The organism is Rhodanobacter glycinis (assembly GCF_900114325.1).
In the GTDB taxonomy this organism is placed as follows: Bacteria; Pseudomonadota; Gammaproteobacteria; order Xanthomonadales; family Rhodanobacteraceae; genus Rhodanobacter_A; species Rhodanobacter_A glycinis.
In genome coordinates, this window is the sequence record NZ_FOSR01000001.1 from 206,726 (window position 1) to 231,002 (window position 24,277).

The window sequence follows — 24,277 nt, forward strand, 5'->3', positions numbered from 1 at the left end:
GGGCGTTTCTTTTGGCCCCGCTCCCGCGTGACACTACTTGTTGAAGCCCGCTCGCGGGCAATGCTGTTGCTTCCATTGCCTTCCTGGAAAAGCATCGCCCGTGAACGGACTCCTACGGTAAGCTGGTTGGACCGTCGCCACATGCCGATTCCCATGCGCTTCGCCTTTGTTGCCAGTGACACCAGCGTCGCCCAGCAGGCGCGCCGCAAGCTCGTCGAACGTTACGGCGACGTGCCCGCCATCGACGCGGAGGTGATCGTGGCGCTGGGCGGCGACGGTTTCATGCTGCGCACCCTGCATGCGCATCGTGCGCTCGAGATTCCGGTATACGGCATGAAGCTCGGCCGCGTCGGTTTCCTGATGAACAAGCACCGGCTCGATGGCCTGCCCGAGCGCATCGAGCGCGCGCACACCGCGGTGCTGTATCCGCTGGACATGCGTGCCACGGACGCCAAGGGCAACGTGCACCAGGCGCTGGCCTTCAACGAAGTCTCGCTGCTGCGGCAGAGCAACCAGGCCGCGCACCTGGAGGTGAAGCTCAACGAGACGGTGAAGTTGCCCAACCTGACCTGCGATGGCGTGATGGTGGCCACGCCGGCGGGTTCGACGGCCTACAACCTGTCCGCGCACGGGCCGATCCTGCCGCTGGACGCCAACGTGCTGGCGCTCACCCCGATCAGCCCGTTCCGGCCGCGCCGCTGGCGTGGCGCGATCTTGCCGCATCGCACCCGGGTCAGCCTGCGCGTGCTTGATCCGGGCAAGCGCCCGGTCAGTGCCACCGCCGACTTCCTGGAGGTGCGCGACGTGCGCACGGTGGACGTGGTGCAAGCCGAAGGGCAGGGCGTGCGCCTGTTGTTCGACCCGGAGCACAATCTGGAACAGCGCATACTCGACGAACAATTCGCTTCCGAATGAAAAGGCAGAAGTGAGGATCGTGAAGTGAGCAGTGAGAGACAGCGGGCTACGCTTTTCTCTCACTTCTCACTCCTCTCCACTCACTCCTCGCTCCTTGCGCTAGATTGATGCCATGAATCCACCGACCGCCCATGATCCTGCCGCCGCGACCGACAAACGCCTCGTCGTGGCGATTTCCTCGCGCGCCTTGTTCGACCTGGGCGACAGCCATGCGCTGTTCGAGCGCGATGGACTGGATGCGTATCGTGCGTTCCAGATCGAGCACGAAAACGACATCCTCAAGCCGGGCGTGGCTTTTCCGCTGGTGCAGAAGCTGCTCGGCCTCAATCGGCTGGCGGGCGATGTGCCGCCGGTCGAGGTGATCCTGCTGTCGCGCAATTCCGGTGACACCGGCCTGCGCATTTTCAATGCGATCCAGCATTACGGATTGGAGATCAGTCGCGCCGCTTTCACCAGCGGCGCACCGACCTCCGATTACATCGCGCCGTTCAAGGCCGATCTGTTCCTGTCCGCCAACGCCGAGGACGTAGGCCGCGCACTGGCCGCCGGCGTGGCGGCGGCGACGATTCTGCCCAGCACTGCGCCACCGCGGGCCAGCGAGCAGCTGCGCATTGCCTTCGACGGCGATGCGGTCATCTTCGGTGACGAGGGCGAGCGCGTGTCGCGCGAGGAAGGCCTGGAAGCCTTCCATCGCAGCGAGACCGAGCATGCCACCGAGCCGCTATCGGTCGGCCCGTTCCGCGGTTTCCTCACCGCCATGCATCACCTGCAGGCGGCGTTCCCGGCCGAGAACTCACCGATCCGCACTGCGCTGGTCACCGCGCGCTCCGCGCCCGCGCACAAGCGCGTCATCCTCACCTTGCGCAAATGGGGCGTGCGCATCGACGAGGCGCTGTTCCTCGGCGGCCGCGACAAGGGCCCGTTCCTCGATGCCTTCGGTGCCGACATCTTCTTCGACGATTCGCCGGCCAACGTGGAATCTGCGCGCCGGCACGTGGCGACGGGGCACGTGCCGCACGGGGTAAGCAACCGCTGAGGCACCCGTTCGAGGTGACGCCTGTCACTGGCTTGCGCCGGGTTGGCGCCCTATCGTGGCGGCAACTTCAGGGAGGCAAGGGACATGACCGACGACGATGCCGACAAACTGCCACGCAGTGGCCACGAACGACTGATTCCCGCGCTGGCCGTGATCGCGGTGGGCGTGTTCTTCCTTCTTGGCAACCTGGGCATCGACTGGCCCTTCTTCGGCTGGAATCGCTGGTGGGCCTGGTTCATCCTGCTGGCTGCCGCCTGGCCGCTAGGTGACGCTTGGGCGCGCTACCGCCGGTTGGGCCACGCCGACGCCCTGGTCTGGCAGGAGCTGCTCAGCGCATCCGCCATCGTGCTGGTGGCGCTGATGTTCATCGTGCCGCTGTCGTGGGCGCGTTGGTGGCCGCTGTTCGTTATCTACGGTGGCGTGTGCATGCTGGTGCGTGGCCCGCGTCGGCAGCGTTCACGCAGCCGCTGGTGATCCATGGCGGCGCCGGCTGCGATGCCGTGGCAAACGTCACGCCTTAGAGGACCCGCGTGCGCCGCCACCAGCTGGTCTTCTTTTCCTCGCGCACCAGCGTGAACAGGCCGGCGCCCAGGATCATTACGATGCCGACCAGCATCGGCCAGTCGAGCTTGTCGCCGAACAGCCAGTAGCCGAACACGATGGCCCACAGCATCTGGCTGTACTGGGTGGGGGCGACGCGATTGGCGGGGGCGATCAGGGTGGCGTACATCAGCAGCACGCCGGCCAGCGCGGCGAGCAGGCCGTAGCCGGCGAGCAGAAAGGATTGGTGCAGGTCAGGCCAGATGAAGTGCGGCAGCATCAGCAGGCCGCCGACCACCAGCGGGCCGATCACGCCGGCGCCGTACAGGCATACGCGCTTTTCTTCCGTTCCAGCCATGCGCAGGGCGACCACCGAGATGGCCGCGCACAGGCCGCACAGGATGGAGGCCAGGTCGCCCAGCCCCAACACGCGAAAGCCGGGACGCAATACCACCAGCACGCCGGCGAAACCGATCAGCACGGCAGTCCAGCGTCGCCAGCCCACGTGTTCTTTCAGCAGAAACACCGAGAGGATGGTCACGAAGATCGGCATCAGGAAGATCATCGAGAACACCTCGGCCATTGGCAGCAGGGTGAACGCGGTGACCGAGCAGATATTACCGAGCGCGCCAGCCAGCGCGCGGATCCACCAGAGCTTCGGGCGACGGGCGGAAAACACGTCGCTCCAGCGATCCCCCTTGCCCATGATGAAGGGCAGCGCAGCCAGCCCCAGCAAGCCGCCGAAGAACACGGCTTCGTAAGGCGGCAGCGTACCGTGCAGCGACTTCACGAAGGCATCGCTCATCGCGTAGGCCGCGAAGCAGGCGAAGCCCAGCAGTATGCCTTTGACCATGGGTGTTCGATGGAAGTGGGGACGAGCTTGCGTGCCGCGACCGCATGCACGCATGGCAAGATCGCCATGTTCGCACGATTCGTGTTGCGTCGCATCATTCGATGATGCCCATTGGGAAAGGGGGCGTGGAACGGAACCACCTCTGTCATGCCGCATACCGCCATGACCTGATGGGAACGGGCCAGCTACAATCGGAAGATTCCCTTTCACCACGGAGTCTTTGCATGGCTGCCCCGCGCCTGAACCCGCTTGATCTGTACGACGTCCGTTCGCTGCTCACCGACGAGGAGCGCATGGTGCAGGACACCGTGGGCCGTTTCGTCGACGAGAAGGTGTTGCCGATCATCGGCGACTGCTTCGACCAGACGCGTTTCCCGACCGAGCTGATCCCTGAGATCGCCAACCTCGGCCTGCTCGGCGCCACCATCCCGGAGAAGTACGGTTGCGCCGGCATGAACGGCGTCAGCTACGGCCTGATCTGCCAGGAGCTGGAGCGCGGCGACTCGGGCCTGCGCAGCTTCGCCTCGGTGCAGAGCTCGCTGGTGATGTATCCGATCTACGCCTACGGCAGCGAGGAACAGAAGCAGGCCTACCTGCCGAAGATGGCGGCGGGCGAGATCATCGGCTGTTTCGGCCTGACCGAGCCGCACGGCGGTTCCGATCCGGCCAACATGAAGACGAATGCCAAGAAGGACGGCGGCGACTGGGTCATCAATGGCGCCAAGATGTGGATCACCAACGGCAACCTCGCCCACGTCGCCATTGTCTGGGCGCAGACCGAGGACGGCATCCAGGGCTTCATCGTGCCGACCGATACCAAGGGCTTCACCGCGCAGCAGATCCACAAGAAGATGAGCCTGCGCGCCTCGGTCACCTCCGCGTTGTTCTTCGACAACGTGCGCGTGCCTGATGCGAATCGCCTGCCCAACGTGAAGGGCCTGAAGGGGCCGCTGGGCTGCCTGACCCAGGCCCGTTACGGCATCACCTGGGGTCCGATCGGCGCCGCCCAGGCCTGCCTCAAGGAAGTGCTGGACTACACCGCCGAACGCATCCTGTTCGACCGCCCGCTGGCCGCCAACCAGGCGGTCCAGCTCAAGCTGGCCGACATGGCGCGCCGCATCACCACCGCGCAGCTGCTGTCGTTGCAGCTCGGCCGCCTGAAGGACGCCGGCACCATGGCGCCCACCCAGGTGTCGCTGGCCAAGTGGAACAACTGCCGCATGGCCATCGACATCGCGCGCCAGTGCCGCGACATCCTCGGGGGCGCCGGCATCACCACCGAGCACGGCGCGATCCGCCACGCGTTGAACCTGGAATCGGTGATCACCTACGAAGGCACGGAAACCGTGCACGAGCTGGTCGTGGGCCGCGAGCTGACTGGTATCAACGCGTTCTGATTCGTCTCCCTCTCTCCGTTGGGGAGAGAGCCGGGGTGAGGGGCCAATCTTGCGAAGACCCGACATCGAAGCGTGCTTCGGTCATGGAGATATCGCAAGCCTTCCTCGTCTCGACCCTCTCTCCTGCGCGGAGTGGGGACGACGGTCGGTGAACAAAGGCTTTCGGACATGCTGGTCAGCGACACGCCATCGTCACTGTATGGAACACCCATTGCGGGTGTTCTGCACTGGCACCGTCCTGGCGCTGTCCCGCATGCCGAGGCCGACAGGATTGCTCTTGCGCTGGCGGCGCCAGGTTCCCCGGATCGATAATCCCTTTTTGTCGTGCCCTGGCACGCCCCGCTACGGAAGATCTTGCACCATGTCCACCACGCCTATCGCCGCACGTCACAAGGGTTTCAATCGCGCCGAAATCGTCGATCAGAACTTCAGCGAGTTCGTGCAGCAATGGCAGGGTGAGACACATGCGGCGCCGCGTGACGACGAACCGGTGTTGCCGGGCAGTGCGCTTGATGCCAAGGGTTTTCGCGAGCTGTTCGAGTCGCAGCTGGTCTCGCGCCATCTCGATCTGATGGCGCGCGTGCTGCGCGTGCAGAACAAGGTGTTCTACACCATCGGTTCGTCCGGTCACGAAGGCAATGCGATGGTGGCGCGACTGACCCGGCATACCGATCCGGCTTTCCTGCATTACCGTTCCGGCGGTTTCATGGCCGAGCGCTTCCGCAAGTTGCCGGGGATGGACCCGGTGATGGATTCGGCGTTGTCGTTCGCCGCCAGCAAGGACGATCCCGCCTCCGGTGGTCGCCACAAGGTGTGGGGCAGCAAGCCGTTGTGGGTGTTGCCGCAGACCTCGACGATCGCCTCGCACCTGCCCAAGGCGCTGGGCACGGCGGTGGCCATCGACCACGCACGGCGTATCGGCCACGTGCTGCCGGTGCCGGACGATTCCATTGCGATCTGTTCGTTCGGCGATGCGTCGAGCAACCACGCCACCGCGCAGACCGCGTTCAACGCGGCTGGCTGGACCGCCTACCAGAAGCTGCCTGCGCCGGTGTTGTTCGTGTGCGAGGACAACGGCATCGGCATCTCGGTGAAGACGCCGAACGACTGGGTGGCGAGCAATTTCCGTCAGCGCTCGAACCTCGATTATTTCTTCGCCGATGGCCTCGACCTGGCTGAAGGCTATGCGCAGGTGCAGCGCGCGGTGGAACATTGCCGCCACACGCGCCGCCCGACTTTCCTGCATCTGAAGACCACCCGCATCATGGGCCACGCCGGTACCGATTTCGAGATCGAGTGGCGCTCGATCGAGGAACTGGTAGCGCTGGAGGCGACCGATCCGCTGCTGCGTTCGGCCGCGATTGCGCTGGAATCGGGCGTGTACGACAAGGACGAATTGCTGGCCATGTACGAAGCCATGCGCAAGCGCTGCTTCGCCGCGGCCGAGGAAGCCGACCGTCGTCCGCGGCTGGAACGGCTGGATGACGTGATGGCGCCATTGGCGCCGTACACGCCAGCCAAAGTGAAGGCCGAGGCCGAGCGTGGCGATTACGCCGAGGCGCGGCTGAAGGCGTTCGGCGGCGAGGCGAAGCTGCCGGAGAACCAGCCGCCGCGGCACCTGGCGATCCAGATCGGCCAGGCGCTGCACGACATCATGGCGAAGTACCCCGAGTCGCTGCTGTTCGGCGAGGACGTGGCGCAGAAGGGCGGCGTGTACACGGTTACCAAAGGCCTGCACAAGGCGTTCAAGAACAGTCGCGTGTTCAATACGCTGCTCGACGAGACGACCATTCTTGGCCTGGCCCAGGGCTACGCCAACATGGGCATGCTGCCAATTCCCGAGATCCAGTACCTGGCGTATTTCCACAATGCGGGCGACCAGATCCGCGGCGAGGCCGCATCGCTGCAGTTCTTCTCCAACAACCAGTACCGCAACCCGCTGGTGATGCGCGTGGCATCGCTGGGTTACCAGCGCGGCTTCGGCGGCCACTTCCACAACGACAACTCGATTGCCGCGCTGCGCGACATTCCCGGTCTCGTCGTTGGTTGCCCGTCGCGTGGCGACGATGCCGCCACCATGCTGCGCACGCTGACCGCGCTGGCCAAGGTGGATGGCCGCGTCTGCGCTTTCCTCGAACCCATCGCGCTGTACATGGCCAAGGATCTGTATGAAGCCGGCGACGGCGCGTGGCAGTTCGCCTATCCCGCGCCGGGCGAGGCGATGATCCTGGGTGAAGGGCGCGTCTACGACGCGGATGCGGACGACCTGGTGGTGTTCACCTTCGGCAATGGCGTACCGATGGCGCTGCGCGCCGCGCGCACCATCGAAAAAGAACAGGGCTGGAAGGTGCGCGTGGTCGACCTGCGCTGGCTGGCGCCGCTCAACGACGCATTCATCGCCGCGCAGGCGAAAAGTGCCAAACGCATCATCGTGCTGGACGAAGGGCGCAAGAGCGCCGGCGTGGGCGAGGGCGTAATCACCGCCATCGTCGAGGCCGGCTTCGGCAGCACGCCGCTGCAGCGCGTGGTGGGCGCCGACACGTTCACGCCACTGGCCGGTGCGGCCTTCCTGGTGTTGCCGGGTGACGCAGACGTGGTGGCCGCGGCGCGCAAACTGGCCTGAGCGCAGATGAGGCTGTAGATCCAGCCCCGCCATGATCCTGCTCGTCATTCCGGCCTGCGCCGGAATGGCGAGTGTTGGAATAGACGAGGTGGATGCACGCCCCCCGCTCAGGCCAAGCTTATTCCACGACCTTCAACGGTTGCCGCGAGCGCACGGCCTTGGGGCGGGTGCCGCTTACCTGGACCCGGTTGCGGCCGTCCAGCTTGGCCATATACATGGCCTGGTCGGCGCGTTCGATCCAGCTGTCCATGGTTTCGTTCGGATGGTGCATGGCCAGACCAATGCTGACGCTGAGGCGGCCGCCTTCGTTGTCCAGCGGGATCTCCAGCCGGTGCACGCGGCGGCACAGGCGGATGGCCACCTGCGTGGCTGGTTCTTGTGGTGTGCCGTGCAGCAGTGCCACGAATTCCTCGCCGCCGTAGCGACCGAGCCGATCCAGCGGACGCAGCTCGTGGCGCAGGGCGTCGGCCACGGCGACCAGTGCGCGATCACCCGCCGCGTGGCCCTGGTGATCGTTGAGGATCTTGAAATGGTCGAGGTCGAGGAACAGCAGTGTCATCGGCTGTCCGACATGGGCGCGCAAGGTTTCCTCGACGGCCTCGCGCCAGGCACGCCGATTGAGCACATTGGTCAGCGCATCATGGTCGGCCAGCACCTGCACCGAGGCATGCGTGCGGCGCATGCTGAGAGCGTGGTCGGCCAGGCCGAACGACAGCACCAGCGCTTCCAGTGCGCCGGCGGCAAGGCTGGCGTTGCCCAGCCAGCGGGCGCCGGCCAGGGTGCCGCTGATTTCGGCACTCCACAGCGCTGTCAACGCCAGCAAGGGCATCCAGCCGAACAGGAAAAACCACGCGTGGCGCGAACCGCGGATCGCGGCGACCAGCGAGGCCACGCCTAGCAGCACCGAGCCGAGGATCAGCAGCGGGTCGATCAGCAACTGGCCGATGTTCTGCAGTGGCTTGAAGCCGCAGGCGCGCATCACGGTCACCAGCAGCATGCCCACCGCCAGCGCCATCGCCGGCGCGCGAAGCAGCGGGGCAAAGCGGCGCAACTCGCAAAAGCGCACCGCGAACAGTGCGGCAAAGGCCATCGACAAACCGATCGCGACCGAGGTGGCCACGGGCGAGAGGCCGGCCAGCCATGCCATCTCCAATGGATGGAACAGGAAACCGCTGCGTGTGCCCTGGATGAACGCGTAGCAGAGCAGGAAACCGGCATACCAGGCGAACGTGGCATCGCGCAGCATTGGCGCAATGCACAGCGCCATCAGCGCCATGGCCAGCATCACCGCAAAGCAGGCACTGGCGAAAACCAGCCAGCGCGCGTCCAGGCGCAGGAATTCGCTGGCGCTGAGCAGGGCAAAGCTGGCAGGCGCCACCGCACCAGCCCCGGGTTCGAAGCGCAGCAGGACAAGGCCCGCGCCGTGCGGGTCATCGCCGAGCGACCAGGCCAGGCGTCCATGGGCGTGGCTGGGGGCGGTGAAGTCATCCAGCGCCAGCGTTACGGCGGTGCCGTAGGCATCGTAGAGCGCCACCTTGCCGGGTGGCGGCGGGTTGACCGTCAGCACGTGGCCGGCAAGGGCTCCGGGCGGCTGGGCCTGCAGGACCACCCACGCGCCCAATCCCTGCACAGGGAAATGCTGCAACTGGCCCGGATCGAAGCTGCGCAGGTCACCGTGGCGGTAGTCCTGCAGTACGCGTTGGGGCGTGTCGCCAGCCTGCACTTCGCGCCAGGCACCGTTGAGCGGCGTGGCGGCGTGAACGGCAGGGCCCAGCAAAAGCAACGCCATGCCCAGCGCGGGCAGCCAACGCCACGCCGGACCGGATGGCCAGTGCCATTTCCCCATAGTCCACCCCCGAATACTGATCCTTAGTCGCATGGGTGCGTGAAACGTCGCCGGGTCCGTTCATGGCGAGGCACCCTTCACACAGGCTACGCCGATATTGCGGCAGAGTGGATACTTCGAGTCCCGGTCGCGTGGCCGCATGCCGCCGGTGGCGATTTTCCGGCCCGTCAGGAGGCAGCATGGACACGATCAAGGTAGCGGTATTCATCGGCAGCCTGCGCAAGGCTTCGATCAACCGGCGGCTGGCGCGGGCCGTGGCGCAGCTGGCGCCGGACGATGTCGTGTTCGAGCCGGTGCGGATCGACGATCTGCCCCTGTATGACCAGGATTTCGACGGGGACTATCCAGCCCAGGGCAAGCGGCTGAAACAGGCTGTCGAATCGGCCGATGCGCTGCTGTTTGTCACCCCGGAATACAACCGTTCGATTCCCGGCGTGCTGAAGAACGCGCTGGATCTGGGCTCCCGGCCCTGGGGGACCAATTCCTTCGCCGGCAAGCCCGGCGGCGTGATCGGCGCCTCCATCGGCGCCACCGGCAGCGCGCTGGCCCAGCAACACCTGCGCAACGTGCTGGCCTACCTGGATGTGGTGCTGTTGGCGCAGCCGGAGGTGTACGTGCAGTTCAAGGACGACACGCTGATCGACGCCGAGGGACACGTGTCCAACGAGGGCACGCAGAAATTCCTGCAAGGGTTCGTCGACCGCTACGTGGCGTGGGTGCGCAGCCACCTGCAGGCCTGAGGGGCCGGCTTGCCTGCACGGCATCGGTACGACTGCTGCCGAATATCGCGCCGGCTGCCCGGCGAAAGGCGCGCTGGCCAGAGTGCCTGCCGGATCGTCGGTTCTGCGGCAGCGAACCCGCGCGGCGGACTGTGGTCCATGAACCGGTATCAGCCGGTCCGGTTGCCGGATAACCCGTGTGCCGCGTACCCGTGTGACATGCCGTGGCATCCGAGTGACGCGGTGCAGGCCGCGGGTTAGGATGGGCCGCTACGGCTGGCGGTCGCAGCCATTTCATTGTCCCCAGGAGTCAACCACGATGCGTTCCGGCAATCCCGTCCTGCAGGAAAAAGCCTTCCGCGACTTGCCCGCCACCGGCGAGCGGATGACCATGAACGGCACCATTGCGCGTACCGGGTTGCTGCTGTTGCTGGCGGTGATCACCGGCGGGTGGACCTGGCACCACTTCGTCGAGGTGGCACGCAGCGGCGGCTTGCCGGCCGGGCTGGCGGCGATCTCGCCGTACATCTGGGGTGGGCTGATCGTAGGCCTGGTACTGGCACTGGTGACCACGTTTGCCAGCCGCTGGGCGGGCCTGACCGCACCGTTCTACGCGATGGCCGAAGGCTGCGCGCTGGGCGGCATCTCGGTGATGCTGGAAATGCGTTATCCGGGTATCGTGCTGCAGGCGGTGATGCTCACGGCCGGCGTGCTGGCGGTAATGCTGCTGCTGTACCGCTCAGGCATCATCAAGGTGACCGACAAGTTCCGCATGGGCGTGGTGGCCGCCACCGGCGCCATTGCACTGCTGTACCTGGTCGACATCGGCCTGCGTGCGTTCACCAGCATCCAGATTCCCTTCATCCACGAATCCGGCGCGCTGGGCATCGGCTTCAGCCTGCTGGTGGTGGGTCTGGCGGCACTGAACCTGGTGCTCGACTTCGACATGATCGAACGCGCCACCGCACAGGGCGCGCCGAAGTACATGGAATGGTACGGCGCGTTCGCGTTGATGGTGACGCTGGTGTGGCTGTACATGGAAATTCTGCGCCTGCTGTCGAAGGCGCGTCGCTGATCGGCATTTTCAATGCGGAGGGGCAGGGCATGATCGTGGTCACGACGGAAAATGTTCACGGCCGCCAGGTGCGTGAAGTGAAGGGCCAGGTGTTTGGCGTGGTGGTGCGTAGCCGTGGCATCGGCGGCAACCTGATGGCCGGTCTGCGCTCGATCGTGGGCGGCGAGATCCACGAGTACACGCAGATGCTGGAAGAAGCGCGCCGGCACGCGCTGGACCGGTTGGTGAAGAACGCCACCGCGATGGGCGCCAACGCGGTGGTGATGATGCGCTTCGACTCGGCCGAAATCGGCCAGACGATGAGCGAGATCGTCGCCTATGGCACCGCCGTGGTGCTCGATCCGCCAGCCATCTGAGTCGCACCATGCTGCCTGTCGTGTTGTACGTCGTCGGTGGCGTGCTGCTGCTTGGTGCAGTGCTGGCGGCGATCACCGGCCTGTTCGCGATGTTGCTGCCACAGCTCATCGTGGGTGGATTGCTGCTGGTGGTGGGACTGGCGATCGAGCGTTGGCGCTACAAGCCGTTGCAGGATGACCGCCCCGATCCGCGCTGGATCGATACCGGCGAGCGTTTCGTCGATCCGGAAACCGGCGCGCTGGTGGCGGTGTATCACGACCCCGCCGATGGCGGCCGGCATTACGTGAAGGCGAAAGTGGGGCGGGTGGCCTGAGCGGATGTGCAAAGATCCGAAGTGATCGTGTAGGAACCCGCTCGCGGGCGATGCTTTTCGAGATTCGGGAGAGCATCGCCCGCGAGCGGGCTTCTACGCGAGTCGCTCCTGCGCCGCGGCTGTGTGCCCGGCAGCGCAAGCCTTGAGCTTGAACCGGCCCGCATGACGCGGGCCGGTTTCATTGCTTTGGTGCTCAGTGCTTGGCTGGCTTCGGCCCCTGCACCACTTGCACCATGTTCGACGGGTGCAGGTAGGTCTTGAACGCTTGCTGCACCTGTTCGGCGGTGAGGCTCAGGTAATGCTTCGCGGCCACCATCGGTTCATCCAGCGGCAGACCTTGATAACCCCATTGCAGCAGCGAGCGGGCGATGCCGTTGACGCTGGATACCCCGAGCGGGATCGAGCGGATCTCGAACTGGCGCGCGTTGACCAGCTCGTCGGCCTTCACCGGCTTGGTCTGCATCTCGACCAGGTTCTTCCTGATCAGCCCGTCGACGGGCGCCACCTTGGCCGGGTCGCTGCCGTATTGCACGTAGAAGATCGAGCGTGAGCGGTCGAAGTCCATGCCGGAACTGGCGCCGTAGGCGTAGCCGTGGCGCACGCGCACGTCCACCATCAGGCGCGAGGCGAAGCCGTTGCCGCCGAGTACGTCGTTGCCCAGTTTCAATGCATAGCGGTTCACGTCATGCAGGTTCACCGCGAGCTGTTGGCCGATCAGCACCTGGTCCTGCGAGGCATAGGCGTTGTTCACCACGGCATAGCTGGCCGGGTTGAGCGGTACCGGCTTCGGGATGACGTCGGGCTTCGGACCCTGCGCCTTCCAGTCGCCGAAGTATTTCTGCACCGTGGCCTTGGCTTGCGCCGGCGTCACGTTGCCCACCACGACCAGCGTGGTGAGGTCGGGGCGATACGTCTGCGCGAAGTACTGCTTCACGTCGGGCAGGGTGAGGGCGTTTACCGTGGTCGGCGTGGCTTCGCGCAGGCCGGGATCGCCTGCCGGCAACAGCCCCGTGCGCAGCGCGCGGAACATCTTGTAGCGCGGCGACTGCATCTCGCCGGCCAGGCTGCGCGACAGCGCGTCGCGCTGCACCTCGAAGCCCTTTTGCGGCAATGCCGGGTGCAGTTCGTTATCGGCCAGCAGCTGCATGCCGCGGTCGAAATCGGCACTGGGCACCGCCAGGCGGAAATCGGAGCCACCGCTTTCGCTGGCGGCGATGGCGTCCAGCGCCTTGTGGAAGGCACTGCGGTCCAGGTCTGCGCTGCCGTAGTCGAACAGCGAGCCCAGCAATTTGCCCACGCCTTCCTGCCCCTTGGGTTCCTGCAGGCCGGCGTCGTGGTCGATGTGGCCGACCACGGTGACGGTCTTGCTGATGTTTTCCGGTTGCACGATCAGGCGGATGCCGTTGTCCAGCGTCATCGAGACGGGTGCCAGCGTCCAGTGCGGCATCGACAGCGTGTCCAGCGGGCCGGCCGCCCACGTTGGCAGCGGCGCGTCGAGCTTGTCGTTGCTGGCAAAGGATTCGGTACCGCCGAAGCCGTTGCTGTCCGGCGGACGCTTGCCGTTCGGGTTGGGCGTGAGCACCACGGTGATGCGCGCGTCCGGCTTCAGGAATTCGCGCGCGACGCGGTCGACGTCGGCCACGGTTACCGCGCGGATCTGGTCCTCGGCCTGTGCGGGTGAATCCAGGCCTTGCCAGGCCAATGCCTGTGACCACGAGCTGGCCAGGGTCACCGCACTGTTCTTGTTGAACTCGGCCTGGGCCAGTTCGGAGCGCTTGGCCGCTTCCACCAGGTCGGCGGAGACACCGTTCTTCAGCAGGTTGTTCAGCACCTCGTCGAGATCGGCCTGGGCCTGCTTCGGATCGGCACCCTTGGCGAAGCCCACCTCGATCGTGCCGATGCCGCCGCGGGTGAATGGCTGTAGCCCGGCATCGGCGCTCAACACCTTGCCTTGTACTGCCAGCTCGGACAGCGAACTGCGCGCGTTGCCGAGCACGTCCAGCAGGATTTGCGTGGCGGCGAAGTCCTTCGACTGCATGCCGGGCATGCGGTACATGAACTGCACCGAGCCGGTGCCTTGCGGCGTGGTGCTGGCAATGGTCTGCGACTTGAACGGTTGCAGCGCGATCGGCGCGCGTGCCGGCGTGGCGTGTTCGGGGATGGCGCCAAACAGCTGCTTCACCTTGGCCAGCGTGGCCTGCGGATCGACGTCGCCGACAATCACGAAAATCGCGTTGTTCGGCTCGTACCAGTCGTTGTAGAAATCGTGCAGGATTTTCGAGGTGGTCTTGTCGAACGAGGGTCGCGAACCCAGCGCATCCTCGGCGTAACCGGTGTCGCCGTAGAGCAGGCGCTCGGCCTTCTGGAAGGCGATATAGCCGGGGTCGGAAATGTCGCGCGAGACTTCCTGCTCGATCGCGCCTTTCTCCAGGCTCCAGTCCTTCGCATCGAGTTTGGCGCCGCGCATGCGCGATGCCTCGATGTGCAGCAGGATGTCGAGATAAGCCGACGGCGCCACGAAGTAATACTGGGTGGCGTCGTTGGTGGTGAAGGCGTTGTTGTCGCCGCCCATCTTGCCGGTCATCTCGTTGAGCTGCGCGCCGGTGAGGCCGGTGCTGTCGCGGAACATCATGTGTTCCAGCGCGTGCGCGGTACCGGGAAAACCCTTGGGCGCTTCGTAGCTGCCGGCGAGATAGGTGATCTGCGTGGTCACCATCGGTGCCAGCGTGTCGCGCACGATCACCACGCGCAAGCCGTTGTCCAGGGTGGCGCGCAGCACGTGGGTGTTCTGGCTGGCGGCCGCGTGACTGGCATCGGCATGGGCGAGCGCCGGACCGACCAGCAGGCCCATGCCCAGCATGACGCCCCAGGCCAGCGGCTTGAGCTTGTTCAACTTCATTGTCGACGACTCCTTCGGTGATGAGTCGGGCGCGACAACGGATGCGTGGCGCCCGGACAGGCATATTCACGCCATTTTGCGCTCATGTCGTGACATGGACCCCGTGCCACATGGCACGGGTACAGACTCAGCCGATCACCCGCGGTTCCGGCTCCAGCCGCACGCCGAATTTCGCCTGCACGCCCTCGATGACCTGTTGCGCAAAGGCCCACAGTTCGGCACCGCTGGCGTGTCCGTGGTTGACCAGCACCAGCGCGTGGCGATTGGAAATGCCGGCGTCGCCTTCGCGCCGGCCCTTGAAGCCGGCGGCCTCGATCAGCCACGCGGCGGACAGCTTGCGACGACCATCCGGCTGCGGCCATGCGGCGAGTTCGGGGTGGTCGCGTTGCAGTGTTTCGGCCAGTGCGGCATCGACCACGGGGTTCTTGAAGAAGCTGCCGGCGTTGCCGATCACTGCCGGGTCGGGCAGCTTGCGCGCGCGCAGGTGGATCACCGCCTCGGCGACATGGAACGGCGCGGGCTTGTCCACGCCCATGCGCAGCAGTACTTCGCGGATGCCGGCGTAGTCCAGGCGCAGTTCGTGTTGTCGCGGCAAGCTGAAGCGTACGGCGGTGACGACGTAGCGATCCGGTTCGCGCTTGAACACCGAGTCGCGATAGGCGAAGGCGCAGGCAGCGTTGTCCAGCGTGGCCACGCGTTGTTCGCGGGTATCCCAGGCTTCCACGCTCTCGATGAATTCGGCGACCTCGGTGCCGTAGGCGCCGATGTTCTGGATCGGTGCGGCGCCGACCGTGCCCGGGATCAGGATCAGGTTTTCCAGTCCGGCGAAGCCCTGGCCCAGCGTCCAGCGCACGAAGTCGTCCCAGCGTTCGCCGGCGGCCACGGCGATGCGGGCGCGCTCGCCGTCGGCTTCCACCTGCACGCCTTGCGTGGCCATCGCCACCACGGTGCCGTCGAAGTCGCCGGCGAACAGCACGTTGCTGCCTTCACCCAGTACCAGCACCTTGCCGCTGCGCACGGCGGGGTAGGCCAGCAGCTCGGGCAGTTTGGCGGCGTCGCGGACTTCGGCCAGCAGCTTGGCCCGGGCCGCCACGCGCAAGGTGTTGCGGTGGGTCAGCGGGGCGTTGTCGCTCAGCGTGTAACCACCCATGTCGATTCGTTCAGATGGCATCGGCGTGCTCGCGCTGGCGACGGATTTCGTCGACGCATTCGGCCACCAGTTTCGGACCGCGATAGACCAGCCCGGAATAAAGCTGCACCAAGGTGGCACCGGCATCGAGCTTCTCGGCGGCGTCGCCGCCATCGAGGATGCCACCGACGCCGACGATGGCGATGCGTTCACCCAGCCGCTTGCGCATGCCGCGCAACACGGCGGTGGAGTGTGCGAACAGCGGCTTGCCCGACAGCCCGCCGGCTTCACCGCCGTTGGGTTCGTTGACGACGGCGCTGTGGTCGACGGTGGTGTTGGTGCAGATCACGCCGTCGATGCCGCAGGCGAGCAGTACGTCGGCAATGGCGTCGAGTTCGCTTTCGGAAAGGTCGGGCGCAATCTTCAGCAGCATCGGTTTGCGCGCACCGGCCTGGGCGCCGAGTCGTTCCTGCGCCTCGCGCAGGGTGCCGATGAAGCGGCGCAGCGTTTCTTCCTGTTGCAGGTCGCGCAGGCCCTGGGTGTTGGGCGAGGAAATGTTCACCGTGATGTAGCTGGCGTGCGCATGCACGCGTTCCAGACAGAACAGGTAATCGTCCACCGCATGCTCGTTTGCGGTGTCCTTGTTCTTGCCGATGTTGATGCCAAGCACGCCGCGGTAGTCGGACTTCTGCACGTTGCGCACCAGCGCATCCACGCCGGCGTTGTTGAAGCCCATCCGGTTGATGATGGCTTCGCGCTGTGGCAGGCGGAACATGCGCGGTTTCGGATTGCCGTCCTGTGGACGCGGCGTCACCGTGCCGACCTCGACGAAGCCGAAACCGAGCGCGCCCAGTTCGTCCAGATGCTCGGCATTCTTGTCCAGTCCGGCGGCCAGGCCGACCGGGTTGGGAAAGCGGATGCCGAACGCCTCCACCGGCAGGTCGTCTGCGGGCGTGGCCACGTATCTGGCGAGGTTGCTGCGGTGGGCTACGCCCAGGCCGAACAGGGTGAGGCGGTGCGCGGTCTCGGCGTCGAGCGCGAACAGCAGGGGGCGCAGGTAGTCGTACATGCTCAGCTCACTGTTCCGGTGAAAATGCGGGTGTCGTAGTCGAAGCTTATCCGGTCGTTCGTCTGGCAGCGGTCGAACAGGTCACGCAGCGCGGCGAGCATGGGCGCGTGCTGCGGGTGACCGGCCCGGGGGGCATAGGACGACGACATCAGGCGACCGCGCAGACTCTCGTAGTCCAGCTGCTGGCTGTGGTCGAAGCGGGCACCGCCGCGCCAGCCGGCGCCGAACCATGCACGCATGCTGGCATCGTCGGCGTAGCGTTCGGCCACGCGGGTGTAGTCGGTGCCGTAACGTTGCAGCAAGGCCTCGTAGCCTTCGAGAAACGGCGTACCGGTAAGTCGGCGCGAATTCCAGAAGATCGCCGCCAGCCTGCCCGGACGCAGGATGCGCTGGAACTCGCGTCGCGTGGCTTCCGGATCGAACCAGTGGAACGCCTGCGCCACCGTCACCAGATCGATGCTGGCAGCAGGCAGGCCGGTGGCATCGGCGCGGCCGTCGATGGCACGGAAGTTCGGATTCGCGCCCAGCCATGCAACGGCCGCTTCGCGCATGGCGGCGTTGGGTTCCACCGCGGTGACCGCGTGGCCGGCGTCGAGGAACAGCTTGCTGGAGATACCGGTGCCGGCGCCGATGTCGGCAACGTGCCAGTCGGATGTCACGCCCTGTTCGTGGTGCAGCCAGTCGCGCAGGGCGGCCGGATAATCGGGGCGATAGCGCACGTAGTCGGTGACGCGATCGCTGAAACGTTCGGTGGATTGCAACGTGTTCATGGCATCAACCCGACAGGCCCTGGCCGCCATCCACGCACAGCGTCTGGCCGGTGATCCAGCCGGCCCAGGGCGAAGCGAGAAAGAGTGCGGCGTGGGCGATCTCCTCTGGCGCGCCGTAGCGTCCGAACGGAATTTTCGCCAGGGTGGAGGCATACAGCGCGGGTTCCTCGCGCTTGCGCCGGTCCCACAGGCCGTCGGCGAATTCGATCGAGCCGGGGGCGATTGCATTGACGCGGATGCGGTCTTCGGCCAATGCCAGCGCCTGCGAAGTGGTGTACTGGCTGAGCGCTGCCTTGACCGCGGCATACGGCGCGCCGTTGCGGCGAGGGTGGAAGGCGGCGATGGAGCTGGTATGCACGATGCTGGCGTGCGCCGATGTCCTGAGATGCGGCAGTGCTTCGCGCGAGGCGCGCACGGCGGCCATCAAGTCGATATTGAAGCCGGCGAGCCAGCCATCGTCATCGTCGCTGAAACCGTAGCCGCTGGCGTTGTTGACCAGCACGTCGATGCCGCCGAGTGCTTCGGCAGCCGTGTTGATGTAGCGGCGGATGGCGGCCGGATCGGCCAGGTCGCAGCCTTGTGCATGGGTGACACCGCCGGATGAAGCAATCTCGCGTGCCACTTCGTCCAGTGCGGCTTGTCCGCGGGCGCAGACGGAGACAGCTGCGCCTGCTTCGGCAAAGGCCAGCGCGATGCTGCGACCGATGCCCTTGCTGCCTCCGGCGACGACGACGCGGTAGCCGGGCAGGCGAAAGGGCAAGGGGAGCGCATGTGTCATGGGGCGTACCGTGTTCTGTTGTCCCGGGCGCGGAGCGCGTCGGGACAGCGGTGTCGGCGACAGGCTTCCCGCGGAAAGCCTGCCACCAGTCGTGCGCTTACAGGTCGAACTTGATGCCCTGTGCCAGCGGCAGCTCGCTCGAATAGTTGATGGTGTTGGTCTGGCGGCGCATGTAGACCTTCCATGCGTCGGAGCCGGACTCGCGACCACCGCCGGTTTCCTTCTCACCGCCGAACGCGCCGCCGATTTCCGCACCGGAGGTGCCGATGTTGACGTTGGCAATGCCGCAGTCGGAACCGGCCGCGGACAGGTACTGCTCGGCCACCTTCAGGTTCTGCGTGAAGATGGCGCTGGACAGGCCCTGCGGCACGTCGTTCTGCATGTCGATGGCTTCGTCGATGCTCTTGAACGGCATCACGTAGAGGATCGGCGCGAAGGTTTCGTGCTGCACCACTGCATCGGAATTCTTCAGGCCGGTGACGATGGTCGGCAGCACGAAGTTGCCCTTGCGATCGGTCAGTGCCTTGCCGCCGGTACGCACCGTGCCGCCCGCAGCCTTGGCCTTTTCCACCGTATCCAGGTAAGCCTGCACGGCGTCGGCGCTGTTCAGCGGACCCATCAGGGTCTTCGGGTCGGTCGGGTCGCCGATCTTGCCTTCGACCTGGCCATAGGCCTTGATCAGGGTGTCGACCACCTGGTCATGGATGGACTCGTGCACGAACAGGCGGCGCGTGCTGGTGCAGCGCTGGCCGGCGGTGCCGACCGAGCCGAACACGATGCCGGGAATGGCCAGCTTCAGGTCGGCGCTTTCGTCCAGGATGATGGCGTTGTTGCCGCCCAGCTCCAGCAGCGAGCGGCCCATGCGACGCGCCACGCGTTCGCCGACGATGCGACCGATCTTTGTCGAGCCGGTGAAGCTGACCAGCGGAATGCGCTTGTCGTCGACGAAGGTTTCGGCCAGTTCGTTGCCGGCGTCGTTGAACAGGAAGAACAGGTCGGGGAAACCGCCGTCCTTCAGGGCCTCGTTGGCGATCTTGATGGTGGCGATGGAGGTCAGCGAGGCCTTCGGCGACGGCTTCCAGATGCAGATGTCGCCGCAGGCGGCGGCCAGCATGGCGTTCCACGCCCACACCGCGACCGGGAAGTTGAACGCGCTGATGATGCCGACCAGACCCAGCGGGTGGTACTGCTCGTACATGCGGTGGCCGGGACGCTCCGAATGCATGGTGTAGCCGTACAGCATGCGGCTCTGGCCCACGGCGAAGTCGGCGATGTCGATCATCTCCTGCACTTCACCGTCGCCCTCGGGCTTGATCTTGCCCATTTCCAGCGACACCAGCGAACCCAGCGCATCCTTGTGCTTGCGCAGTGCTTCGCCGACCAGGCGCACGGCTTCGCCGCGACGCGGCGCTGGCGTGGTGCGCCACACCTTGAAGGCTTCCTGCGCGCGCTTGACGATGGTCTCGTAGTCGGCCGCGCTGGAGGCGTGCACGGTGGCGATCACTTCGCCCGTGGCCGGGTTCACCGGCTGCAGCGTGCCGGCGTCGGTGGTCTTCGACCATTCGCCGTTGCCAAGGTAGGTGCCGGAATTGGTTTCAGCCAGGCCGAGTGCGGTGAGAATGCTGTGGGACATGCGGACTCCTGTGCCGGACGCGCGAGAGCGTCCTGTTTCAAAACGCCGATTCTAGCAGGCGGGTCAAGTTGGCCGGATCGCGCAAAGCGTCGATCCATGCCAGAATTCGCGTCTTGCCCTCGTAGCTCAGTTGGATAGAGCGGCCCCCTCCTAAGGGGCAGGTCGGACGTTCGAATCGTCTCGAGGGCACCATTTGCAAGCGAAGGCCGGCACTGCCGGCCTTCGTCGTTTCAGGGGGCAAGGCAACAAAAAAGCCGAATCTCGAAGATTCGGCTTTTTTGTTGATACGCGTGGTGGAGCGGATGGGGATCGAACCCACGACCTTCGCATTGCGAACGCGACGCTCTCCCAGCTGAGCTACCGCCCCACGCGAGCTGGGCATCTTAGCAGCGTGTCGGGGTGTCGCCAAGACCCTGTGTGGAAGCTTGGCGCGGCAAGGATTGCGCGGCATCGGCTGGTGGTTCCGCAAAGCTGCCGTTCAAAAATGGAGCGATACACACGGCCTGAGCCCGGCCGCCGGCAGCTTGCGTAATGGTTGACGGTCGATTACGGCAAACGGTCAGGCCTCGGGCTCGTGGCAAACAACCTCGATGTTGTGCCCGTCCGGACCAATGACGAAGGCCGCATAGTATCGCCCCGTATAGTTGGGACGCAGCCCGGGCGCGCCATTGTCTGTGCCGCCAGCCTCCAGTGCCGCGTAATAGAAGGCTTGGACTTGTTCACGACTTTCGGCGACAAACGCCAGATGGAGATGTCCAGACTTTTCGCCGGCTCTTCGGATGCACAGGGAAGACTTGCCGTCTGCGCTGAGTTCGATTCCCGGTGCGCCTTCCGAGACTACGGCCATGCCAATGGGCGCGAGTGCCTTGAGAAAAAACGTTCGGCTCGCAGCGTAGTCGCTGACTCCGAATACGATATGGTCGAACATGAGTTCTCCAGATTCCTCGACTATGCATCGTTGAAATCGCGTGGCGGCGTGGCCTTCCTGAACGACCATGCGAGCCACGCCCGTCAACCACGTGCATGGATCAGGTGGGCAACGTGACCTGGGAATCCCCGGCCACACCTGTTTGCACTTTACACGCACTTCCGGAGGGAAATTGCCGGGTGGTGTTGTGCGGATCAGCCTGGCAACAGGGCGGACAGTTCGTCGTGCAATACGCTGCGGCGCCAGCCGTCGAGGAAGTCGGGCCATTCGGCAGTGACCACGTATTCCTCCAACACCTTGCGCGGGCACAGCAGGCCGGGCGGCAGGTCCAGTTCGGTCGCGCGCTGGTCGATCCGCTGCTTCATCGCACCAAGCGCTTTTTTCGCTTCGCCTTGCGGTACGGCAGGAATGGATGCGGTGCTGGCCAGCTCCTCGTCGGACACCGGTGGCGCCAGCAGTTCGAACAATTCGGCGCGTTGCGGCGAACGCAGGGCGCGTTGGCCACGGCTGCGCTGGTCGAGTTCGGCGAGGCTGGCGGGCGGTTGCTGGGCAAGGCTCATCGCCAGCGCATCTTCCAGCAGCCAGGGACGCGGGCGGTCGAGCGTGCGGGCGCTGCGGTCACGCCACAGCAGGATGCGGCGCAACAGCGCTTGCTGCGCCCGCGGCCACTCGGCCGCGCCGCGGGAGCCGCGCTGCGGCTGCGGGTCGCCGTCGCGATGGCTGGCGCGTTGCTTCAGGCGTTCGCAATCTTCGGCGTGCCAGGCGGTACGGTCGCGCTGTTGCAGGCGTTCGGCGAGCTGGGCGTGGATGGTGTCCAGATACACCACGTCGAGCGTGGCGTAGCTGCACTGTGATTCGGTGAGCGGACGCTGCATCCAGTCCGAGCGGGTTTCGCCCTTGTCCAGCTCGACGCCGGCCAGTTCGGCTACCAGCGCGCGATAGCTCATGCCCAGGCCCATGCCGGCGAAGGCGGCGGCGATCTGGGTGTCGAACAGCGTGCCGGGGCCTTCGGGCAGGAACGGGGCGAGGGTTTCCAGATCCTCGCCGGCGCTGTGCATCACCACCACGGTGTTGGTCGCGCCGAGGCGTGGGCGCAAGGCGTCACCAATGTCGAACGCCAACGGGTCCACCAGTGCGTAACGGCCATCCCAACCCAGCTGCAGCAACGCCAACTGCGGGTGGAAGGTGTTGCGGCGCATGAACTCGGTGTCGAGTCCGGGCGACGCGGCGGACGGCAGTTCGGCCAGCCAGCGCTCGAGGGCGTGGCGCTGGTCGATCCATTCGGCGGCGGGGGCTGCGGGGGGCATGGGAATCCTCGGTAAAACGCTGGAGCGCACAGGTGTGCATTGCCCCATCATCGGCAGTGCCATAAGGTAGGCGCCGCACCATAGCAGGCCGCCCCCGGAACCCCCAACCATGCCGAGCAAGCAATCCGTCAATCGCCAGCGCACTCTCGGTGGCGGACTCGGCGTGCTGGTCCTCGCCTTTGCGCTGTCCTATCACTTTTTTCCGCAGTGGTTCCATATCAATCCGGAAGAAGAGGCAGCGCGGCACAGTCAGCAGGCGGCACGGATGGTGTTGCCATCCGCGCCGTCGGCCGCGACACCGGCCAATGCCGCGCAGCGCGAGCTCAATGCCGGCCCGCCGCTGACGCTGGCCCCGACCGAGGTGATCGCCGCGCGCCTGCGCAAACAGGATGCCGCGCTGCCCAAGCAGTTGAGTGCCGATACGCCGGCCGTGCGGGCCTTGCTGGCGCGGGCGGACAAGGCCTTCAAGGCGGGTGACCTGGCCGGTACCGACGACAGCGCCGGTGCGCTGTACGCACAGGCGCTGAAGCAGAAGCCGGACAGCCGTGCGGCCGCACAGGGGCTGGATCACGTGCGCTCCAGCCTGATTGCCGGGATTGGCCAGGATATTGCCGTGGGCGATGCCGACTCGGCGTCGACCCTGCTCGATGGCCTGAAAGCGTTGCCGGGCACGGCCGGCGATGTCACGGTGCTGGCCGCCAACCTGAAAACGCTGAAGACCGTGCGGCCGATGCTGGCCAGGGCCGCCGGACTGCTGGCCCAGGGCAAGGCGGATCAGCCCAGGGGCGCCAGCGCGCTGGATCTGTATCGACAGGTGCAGCAGCTTGATCCGGACAATGCAGTGGCGGCCCAGGGCGTGTTGCAGGTGCAGCGCGCCGTGCTCGATCGGGCCTTGGCGGCGGTGGCGCAGAACGATTTCGATGGTGCGGACAAGGCGCTGGCCGAGGCCCAGGTCATCGAGCCGGGCACGCCGCAATTGCAGAGCGTGCGCAAACGGGTCGACGGCATGCGCAAGCAGCGGGCCGATGGCGTGCTGGCGCAGGCACGTTCCGCACTCGACGCGGGCAATCTCTCGCTGGCGAAACAACTGGCGGCGCAGGCGGAAGCCATCGGTTCGGATCCGGCAGCGGTGAAAGCCTTCGAAGAACACCTGACCAATGCGCGGCTGTACGCCAGCCACAAGCCCGGGCAGGTGTTCTCCGATCGCTTCGTGGATATGCCGGGTCATTCACCGGCAATGGTCGTCATTCCCACCGGCAGCTTCACGATGGGGGCGCCGAACAACGAGAACGGCCGCAGCGATGCGGAGACGCCGCAACATCAGGTCACCATCAAGCAGGGCTTCGCGATGGCGCGCAGCGCGATCACGGTGGGGCAGTTCCGCCAATTCGTGAAGGCGAGCGGTTACCAGCCGGACTCGGTGCGACTGGGTGGTGCCAGCGTCTACGACGCGCGCAGCGGAGCCATGCGCGATGACACCAGCGCCACCTGGCAAGACGACTATGCCGGTCACCCGGCCGACGACGACCTGCCAGTGGTGAACGTTTCCTGGCGCGATGCCACGGCCTATGCCGCCTGGCTCAGCCAGCGCACCGGCAAGACCTATCGCCTGCCCAGCGAGGCCGAGTTCGAATATGCCCTGCGCGGAGGCACCACCACGCGTTACTGGTGGGGCGATGGCACGCCGGTGGAAAAGGTCGAGAACATCACCGGCGGCCTCGATCATTCGTCCAATGGCCGCCGCTGGAGCCACGCTTTCCGCGGTTACCGCGATGGCTACTGGGGGCCGGCACCGGTCATGAAATTCATGCCCAACCCGTTTGGCTTGTACGACATGGGCGGTAACGTGTCCGAGTGGGTCGCCGACTGCTGGCATGACAATTACATTCGCGCGCCATCCAATGGCAGTGCCTGGATCAACCCGGGCTGCAGCGTGCACGTGATCCGCGGCGGTTCATGGGGCAGCTCGCCCGAGCAGGTGCGCTCGGCTTTCCGTCAGGGCGCGGACGGGGATATCCGCAGCGGGCGCGTGGGTTTCCGGGTGGTGCGCGAGTTGTAAGGGGGCATATTGCGCGCATGAAAAACCCCGC

At 65.8% G+C, this 24,277-nt stretch carries 20 protein-coding genes and 2 tRNA genes; 11 read left to right on the top strand and 11 right to left on the bottom strand.

Annotation, left to right across the window (positions count from 1 at the left end; genetic code table 11):
* Window positions 1-153 precede the first annotated feature (153 nt).
* From BMY90_RS00920 to BMY90_RS00930, 3 genes are all read left to right on the top strand, one after another.
* A complete protein-coding gene (locus BMY90_RS00920; RefSeq protein WP_092700527.1) occupies window positions 154-915 on the top strand; it encodes an NAD kinase in 762 nt (253 codons plus the stop codon).
* A gap of 112 nt (window positions 916-1,027) precedes the next feature.
* The gene (locus BMY90_RS00925) at window positions 1,028-1,951 is read left to right on the top strand and encodes a 5'-nucleotidase (RefSeq protein WP_008214682.1); all 924 of its coding nucleotides are present in this window, start codon (window positions 1,028-1,030) and stop codon (window positions 1,949-1,951) included.
* 84 nt (window positions 1,952-2,035) lie between these two features.
* The gene (locus BMY90_RS00930; RefSeq protein ID WP_092700531.1) at window positions 2,036-2,425 is read left to right on the top strand and encodes a LiaF transmembrane domain-containing protein; all 390 of its coding nucleotides are present in this window, start codon (window positions 2,036-2,038) and stop codon (window positions 2,423-2,425) included.
* Window positions 2,426-2,468: 43 nt separating this feature from the next.
* Here the strand turns inward: BMY90_RS00930 and BMY90_RS00935 are convergent, their stop codons facing one another.
* Window positions 2,469-3,344: a DMT family transporter gene (locus BMY90_RS00935; protein WP_008214678.1), complete on the bottom strand. Its 876-nt coding sequence runs from the start codon at window positions 3,342-3,344 to the stop codon at window positions 2,469-2,471.
* A gap of 224 nt (window positions 3,345-3,568) precedes the next feature.
* On the opposite strand from BMY90_RS00935, the gene BMY90_RS00940 reads away from it, so the two are divergent.
* Together BMY90_RS00940 and BMY90_RS00945 are read left to right on the top strand one after the other, a co-directional pair.
* Window positions 3,569-4,741, top strand: a complete 1,173-nt coding sequence (locus tag BMY90_RS00940) for an acyl-CoA dehydrogenase family protein (protein WP_092700534.1) — start codon at window positions 3,569-3,571, stop codon at window positions 4,739-4,741.
* A 361-nt stretch (window positions 4,742-5,102) separates the two neighbouring features.
* Window positions 5,103-7,364 (top strand): thiamine pyrophosphate-dependent enzyme, encoded by a 2,262-nt coding sequence (locus BMY90_RS00945; protein ID WP_092700537.1) that lies wholly within the window; start codon window positions 5,103-5,105, stop codon window positions 7,362-7,364.
* A 118-nt stretch (window positions 7,365-7,482) separates the two neighbouring features.
* Here BMY90_RS00945 and BMY90_RS00950 read toward each other — a convergent pair whose 3' ends face one another.
* Window positions 7,483-9,153, bottom strand: a complete 1,671-nt coding sequence (locus BMY90_RS00950; RefSeq protein WP_245734790.1) for a sensor domain-containing diguanylate cyclase — start codon at window positions 9,151-9,153, stop codon at window positions 7,483-7,485.
* A 236-nt stretch (window positions 9,154-9,389) separates the two neighbouring features.
* Between BMY90_RS00950 and BMY90_RS00955 the strand changes: the two genes are divergently transcribed.
* From BMY90_RS00955 to BMY90_RS00970, 4 genes are all read left to right on the top strand, one after another.
* Window positions 9,390-9,950, top strand: a complete 561-nt coding sequence (locus tag BMY90_RS00955; RefSeq protein ID WP_092700543.1) for an NADPH-dependent FMN reductase — start codon at window positions 9,390-9,392, stop codon at window positions 9,948-9,950.
* Window positions 9,951-10,248: 298 nt separating this feature from the next.
* Window positions 10,249-11,004: a Bax inhibitor-1/YccA family protein gene (locus BMY90_RS00960; protein WP_008214669.1), complete on the top strand. Its 756-nt coding sequence runs from the start codon at window positions 10,249-10,251 to the stop codon at window positions 11,002-11,004.
* 29 nt (window positions 11,005-11,033) lie between these two features.
* Window positions 11,034-11,360, top strand: coding sequence for a YbjQ family protein (locus BMY90_RS00965; protein WP_008214667.1), 327 nt, complete (start codon window positions 11,034-11,036; stop codon window positions 11,358-11,360).
* Between the two features lie 8 nt (window positions 11,361-11,368).
* Window positions 11,369-11,674 (top strand): hypothetical protein, encoded by a 306-nt coding sequence (locus BMY90_RS00970; RefSeq protein ID WP_008214665.1) that lies wholly within the window; start codon window positions 11,369-11,371, stop codon window positions 11,672-11,674.
* A 193-nt stretch (window positions 11,675-11,867) separates the two neighbouring features.
* Here the strand turns inward: BMY90_RS00970 and BMY90_RS00975 are convergent, their stop codons facing one another.
* The 6 genes from BMY90_RS00975 to amaB all read right to left on the bottom strand — a co-directional run bounded on the left by BMY90_RS00975 (window position 11,868) and on the right by amaB (window position 19,952).
* On the bottom strand, window positions 11,868-14,573 hold the full coding sequence (locus BMY90_RS00975) for a M16 family metallopeptidase (RefSeq protein ID WP_092700546.1): 2,706 nt from the start codon (window positions 14,571-14,573) through the stop codon (window positions 11,868-11,870).
* 127 nt (window positions 14,574-14,700) lie between these two features.
* Window positions 14,701-15,723, bottom strand: a complete 1,023-nt coding sequence (gene murB, locus BMY90_RS00980) for a UDP-N-acetylmuramate dehydrogenase (protein WP_092700549.1) — start codon at window positions 15,721-15,723, stop codon at window positions 14,701-14,703.
* A gap of 10 nt (window positions 15,724-15,733) precedes the next feature.
* Window positions 15,734-16,771 (bottom strand): quinone-dependent dihydroorotate dehydrogenase, encoded by a 1,038-nt coding sequence (locus tag BMY90_RS00985; RefSeq protein ID WP_008214658.1) that lies wholly within the window; start codon window positions 16,769-16,771, stop codon window positions 15,734-15,736.
* A gap of 2 nt (window positions 16,772-16,773) precedes the next feature.
* Window positions 16,774-17,541 carry a class I SAM-dependent methyltransferase gene (locus tag BMY90_RS00990; protein WP_092700552.1) on the bottom strand — a complete coding sequence of 256 codons (768 nt, stop codon included), beginning with the start codon at window positions 17,539-17,541 and terminating at the stop codon, window positions 16,774-16,776.
* A gap of 4 nt (window positions 17,542-17,545) precedes the next feature.
* Window positions 17,546-18,319 carry an SDR family NAD(P)-dependent oxidoreductase gene (locus tag BMY90_RS00995; protein WP_092700556.1) on the bottom strand — a complete coding sequence of 258 codons (774 nt, stop codon included), beginning with the start codon at window positions 18,317-18,319 and terminating at the stop codon, window positions 17,546-17,548.
* A gap of 97 nt (window positions 18,320-18,416) precedes the next feature.
* The gene (gene amaB / locus BMY90_RS01000) at window positions 18,417-19,952 is read right to left on the bottom strand and encodes an L-piperidine-6-carboxylate dehydrogenase (RefSeq protein WP_092700559.1); all 1,536 of its coding nucleotides are present in this window, start codon (window positions 19,950-19,952) and stop codon (window positions 18,417-18,419) included.
* A 115-nt stretch (window positions 19,953-20,067) separates the two neighbouring features.
* Here amaB and BMY90_RS01005 point away from each other — a divergent pair.
* Window positions 20,068-20,144: transfer RNA gene (locus BMY90_RS01005), tRNA-Arg, on the top strand.
* A gap of 99 nt (window positions 20,145-20,243) precedes the next feature.
* Here BMY90_RS01005 and BMY90_RS01010 read toward each other — a convergent pair.
* The 3 genes from BMY90_RS01010 to BMY90_RS01020 form a co-directional block, all read right to left on the bottom strand.
* A tRNA-Ala gene (locus BMY90_RS01010) sits at window positions 20,244-20,319 on the bottom strand.
* Window positions 20,320-20,511: 192 nt separating this feature from the next.
* A complete protein-coding gene (locus tag BMY90_RS01015) occupies window positions 20,512-20,880 on the bottom strand; it encodes a VOC family protein (RefSeq protein WP_008214649.1) in 369 nt (122 codons plus the stop codon).
* Window positions 20,881-21,074: 194 nt separating this feature from the next.
* Window positions 21,075-22,187 (bottom strand): ribonuclease D, encoded by a 1,113-nt coding sequence (locus BMY90_RS01020; RefSeq protein WP_092700562.1) that lies wholly within the window; start codon window positions 22,185-22,187, stop codon window positions 21,075-21,077.
* Between the two features lie 109 nt (window positions 22,188-22,296).
* Here BMY90_RS01020 and BMY90_RS01025 point away from each other — a divergent pair, with 109 nt between their 5' ends.
* The gene (locus tag BMY90_RS01025; RefSeq protein WP_008207967.1) at window positions 22,297-24,246 is read left to right on the top strand and encodes a formylglycine-generating enzyme family protein; all 1,950 of its coding nucleotides are present in this window, start codon (window positions 22,297-22,299) and stop codon (window positions 24,244-24,246) included.
* Window positions 24,247-24,277: the final 31 nt, after the last annotated feature.

What these genes read in the sequence shown, in the direction of transcription:
- BMY90_RS01015 (WP_008214649.1), bottom strand. Translation starts at nt 20,880, where the DNA reads ATGTTCGACCATATCGTATTCGGAGTCAGCGACTACGCTGCGAGCCGA.
- BMY90_RS00975 (WP_092700546.1), bottom strand. Translation starts at nt 14,573, where the DNA reads ATGAAGTTGAACAAGCTCAAGCCGCTGGCCTGGGGCGTCATGCTGGGC.
- amaB (WP_092700559.1), bottom strand. Translation starts at nt 19,952, where the DNA reads ATGTCCCACAGCATTCTCACCGCACTCGGCCTGGCTGAAACCAATTCC.
- BMY90_RS00930 (WP_092700531.1), top strand. Translation starts at nt 2,036, where the DNA reads ATGACCGACGACGATGCCGACAAACTGCCACGCAGTGGCCACGAACGA.
- BMY90_RS00945 (WP_092700537.1), top strand. Translation starts at nt 5,103, where the DNA reads ATGTCCACCACGCCTATCGCCGCACGTCACAAGGGTTTCAATCGCGCC.
- murB (WP_092700549.1), bottom strand. Translation starts at nt 15,723, where the DNA reads ATGGGTGGTTACACGCTGAGCGACAACGCCCCGCTGACCCACCGCAAC.
- BMY90_RS01020 (WP_092700562.1), bottom strand. Translation starts at nt 22,187, where the DNA reads ATGCCCCCCGCAGCCCCCGCCGCCGAATGGATCGACCAGCGCCACGCC.
- BMY90_RS01025 (WP_008207967.1), top strand. Translation starts at nt 22,297, where the DNA reads ATGCCGAGCAAGCAATCCGTCAATCGCCAGCGCACTCTCGGTGGCGGA.
- BMY90_RS00920 (WP_092700527.1), top strand. Translation starts at nt 154, where the DNA reads ATGCGCTTCGCCTTTGTTGCCAGTGACACCAGCGTCGCCCAGCAGGCG.
- BMY90_RS00960 (WP_008214669.1), top strand. Translation starts at nt 10,249, where the DNA reads ATGCGTTCCGGCAATCCCGTCCTGCAGGAAAAAGCCTTCCGCGACTTG.
- BMY90_RS00985 (WP_008214658.1), bottom strand. Translation starts at nt 16,771, where the DNA reads ATGTACGACTACCTGCGCCCCCTGCTGTTCGCGCTCGACGCCGAGACC.
- BMY90_RS00990 (WP_092700552.1), bottom strand. Translation starts at nt 17,541, where the DNA reads ATGAACACGTTGCAATCCACCGAACGTTTCAGCGATCGCGTCACCGAC.
- BMY90_RS00940 (WP_092700534.1), top strand. Translation starts at nt 3,569, where the DNA reads ATGGCTGCCCCGCGCCTGAACCCGCTTGATCTGTACGACGTCCGTTCG.
- BMY90_RS00970 (WP_008214665.1), top strand. Translation starts at nt 11,369, where the DNA reads ATGCTGCCTGTCGTGTTGTACGTCGTCGGTGGCGTGCTGCTGCTTGGT.
- BMY90_RS00995 (WP_092700556.1), bottom strand. Translation starts at nt 18,319, where the DNA reads ATGACACATGCGCTCCCCTTGCCCTTTCGCCTGCCCGGCTACCGCGTC.
- BMY90_RS00955 (WP_092700543.1), top strand. Translation starts at nt 9,390, where the DNA reads ATGGACACGATCAAGGTAGCGGTATTCATCGGCAGCCTGCGCAAGGCT.
- BMY90_RS00925 (WP_008214682.1), top strand. Translation starts at nt 1,028, where the DNA reads ATGAATCCACCGACCGCCCATGATCCTGCCGCCGCGACCGACAAACGC.
- BMY90_RS00935 (WP_008214678.1), bottom strand. Translation starts at nt 3,344, where the DNA reads ATGGTCAAAGGCATACTGCTGGGCTTCGCCTGCTTCGCGGCCTACGCG.
- BMY90_RS00950 (WP_245734790.1), bottom strand. Translation starts at nt 9,153, where the DNA reads ATGGCGTTGCTTTTGCTGGGCCCTGCCGTTCACGCCGCCACGCCGCTC.
- BMY90_RS00965 (WP_008214667.1), top strand. Translation starts at nt 11,034, where the DNA reads ATGATCGTGGTCACGACGGAAAATGTTCACGGCCGCCAGGTGCGTGAA.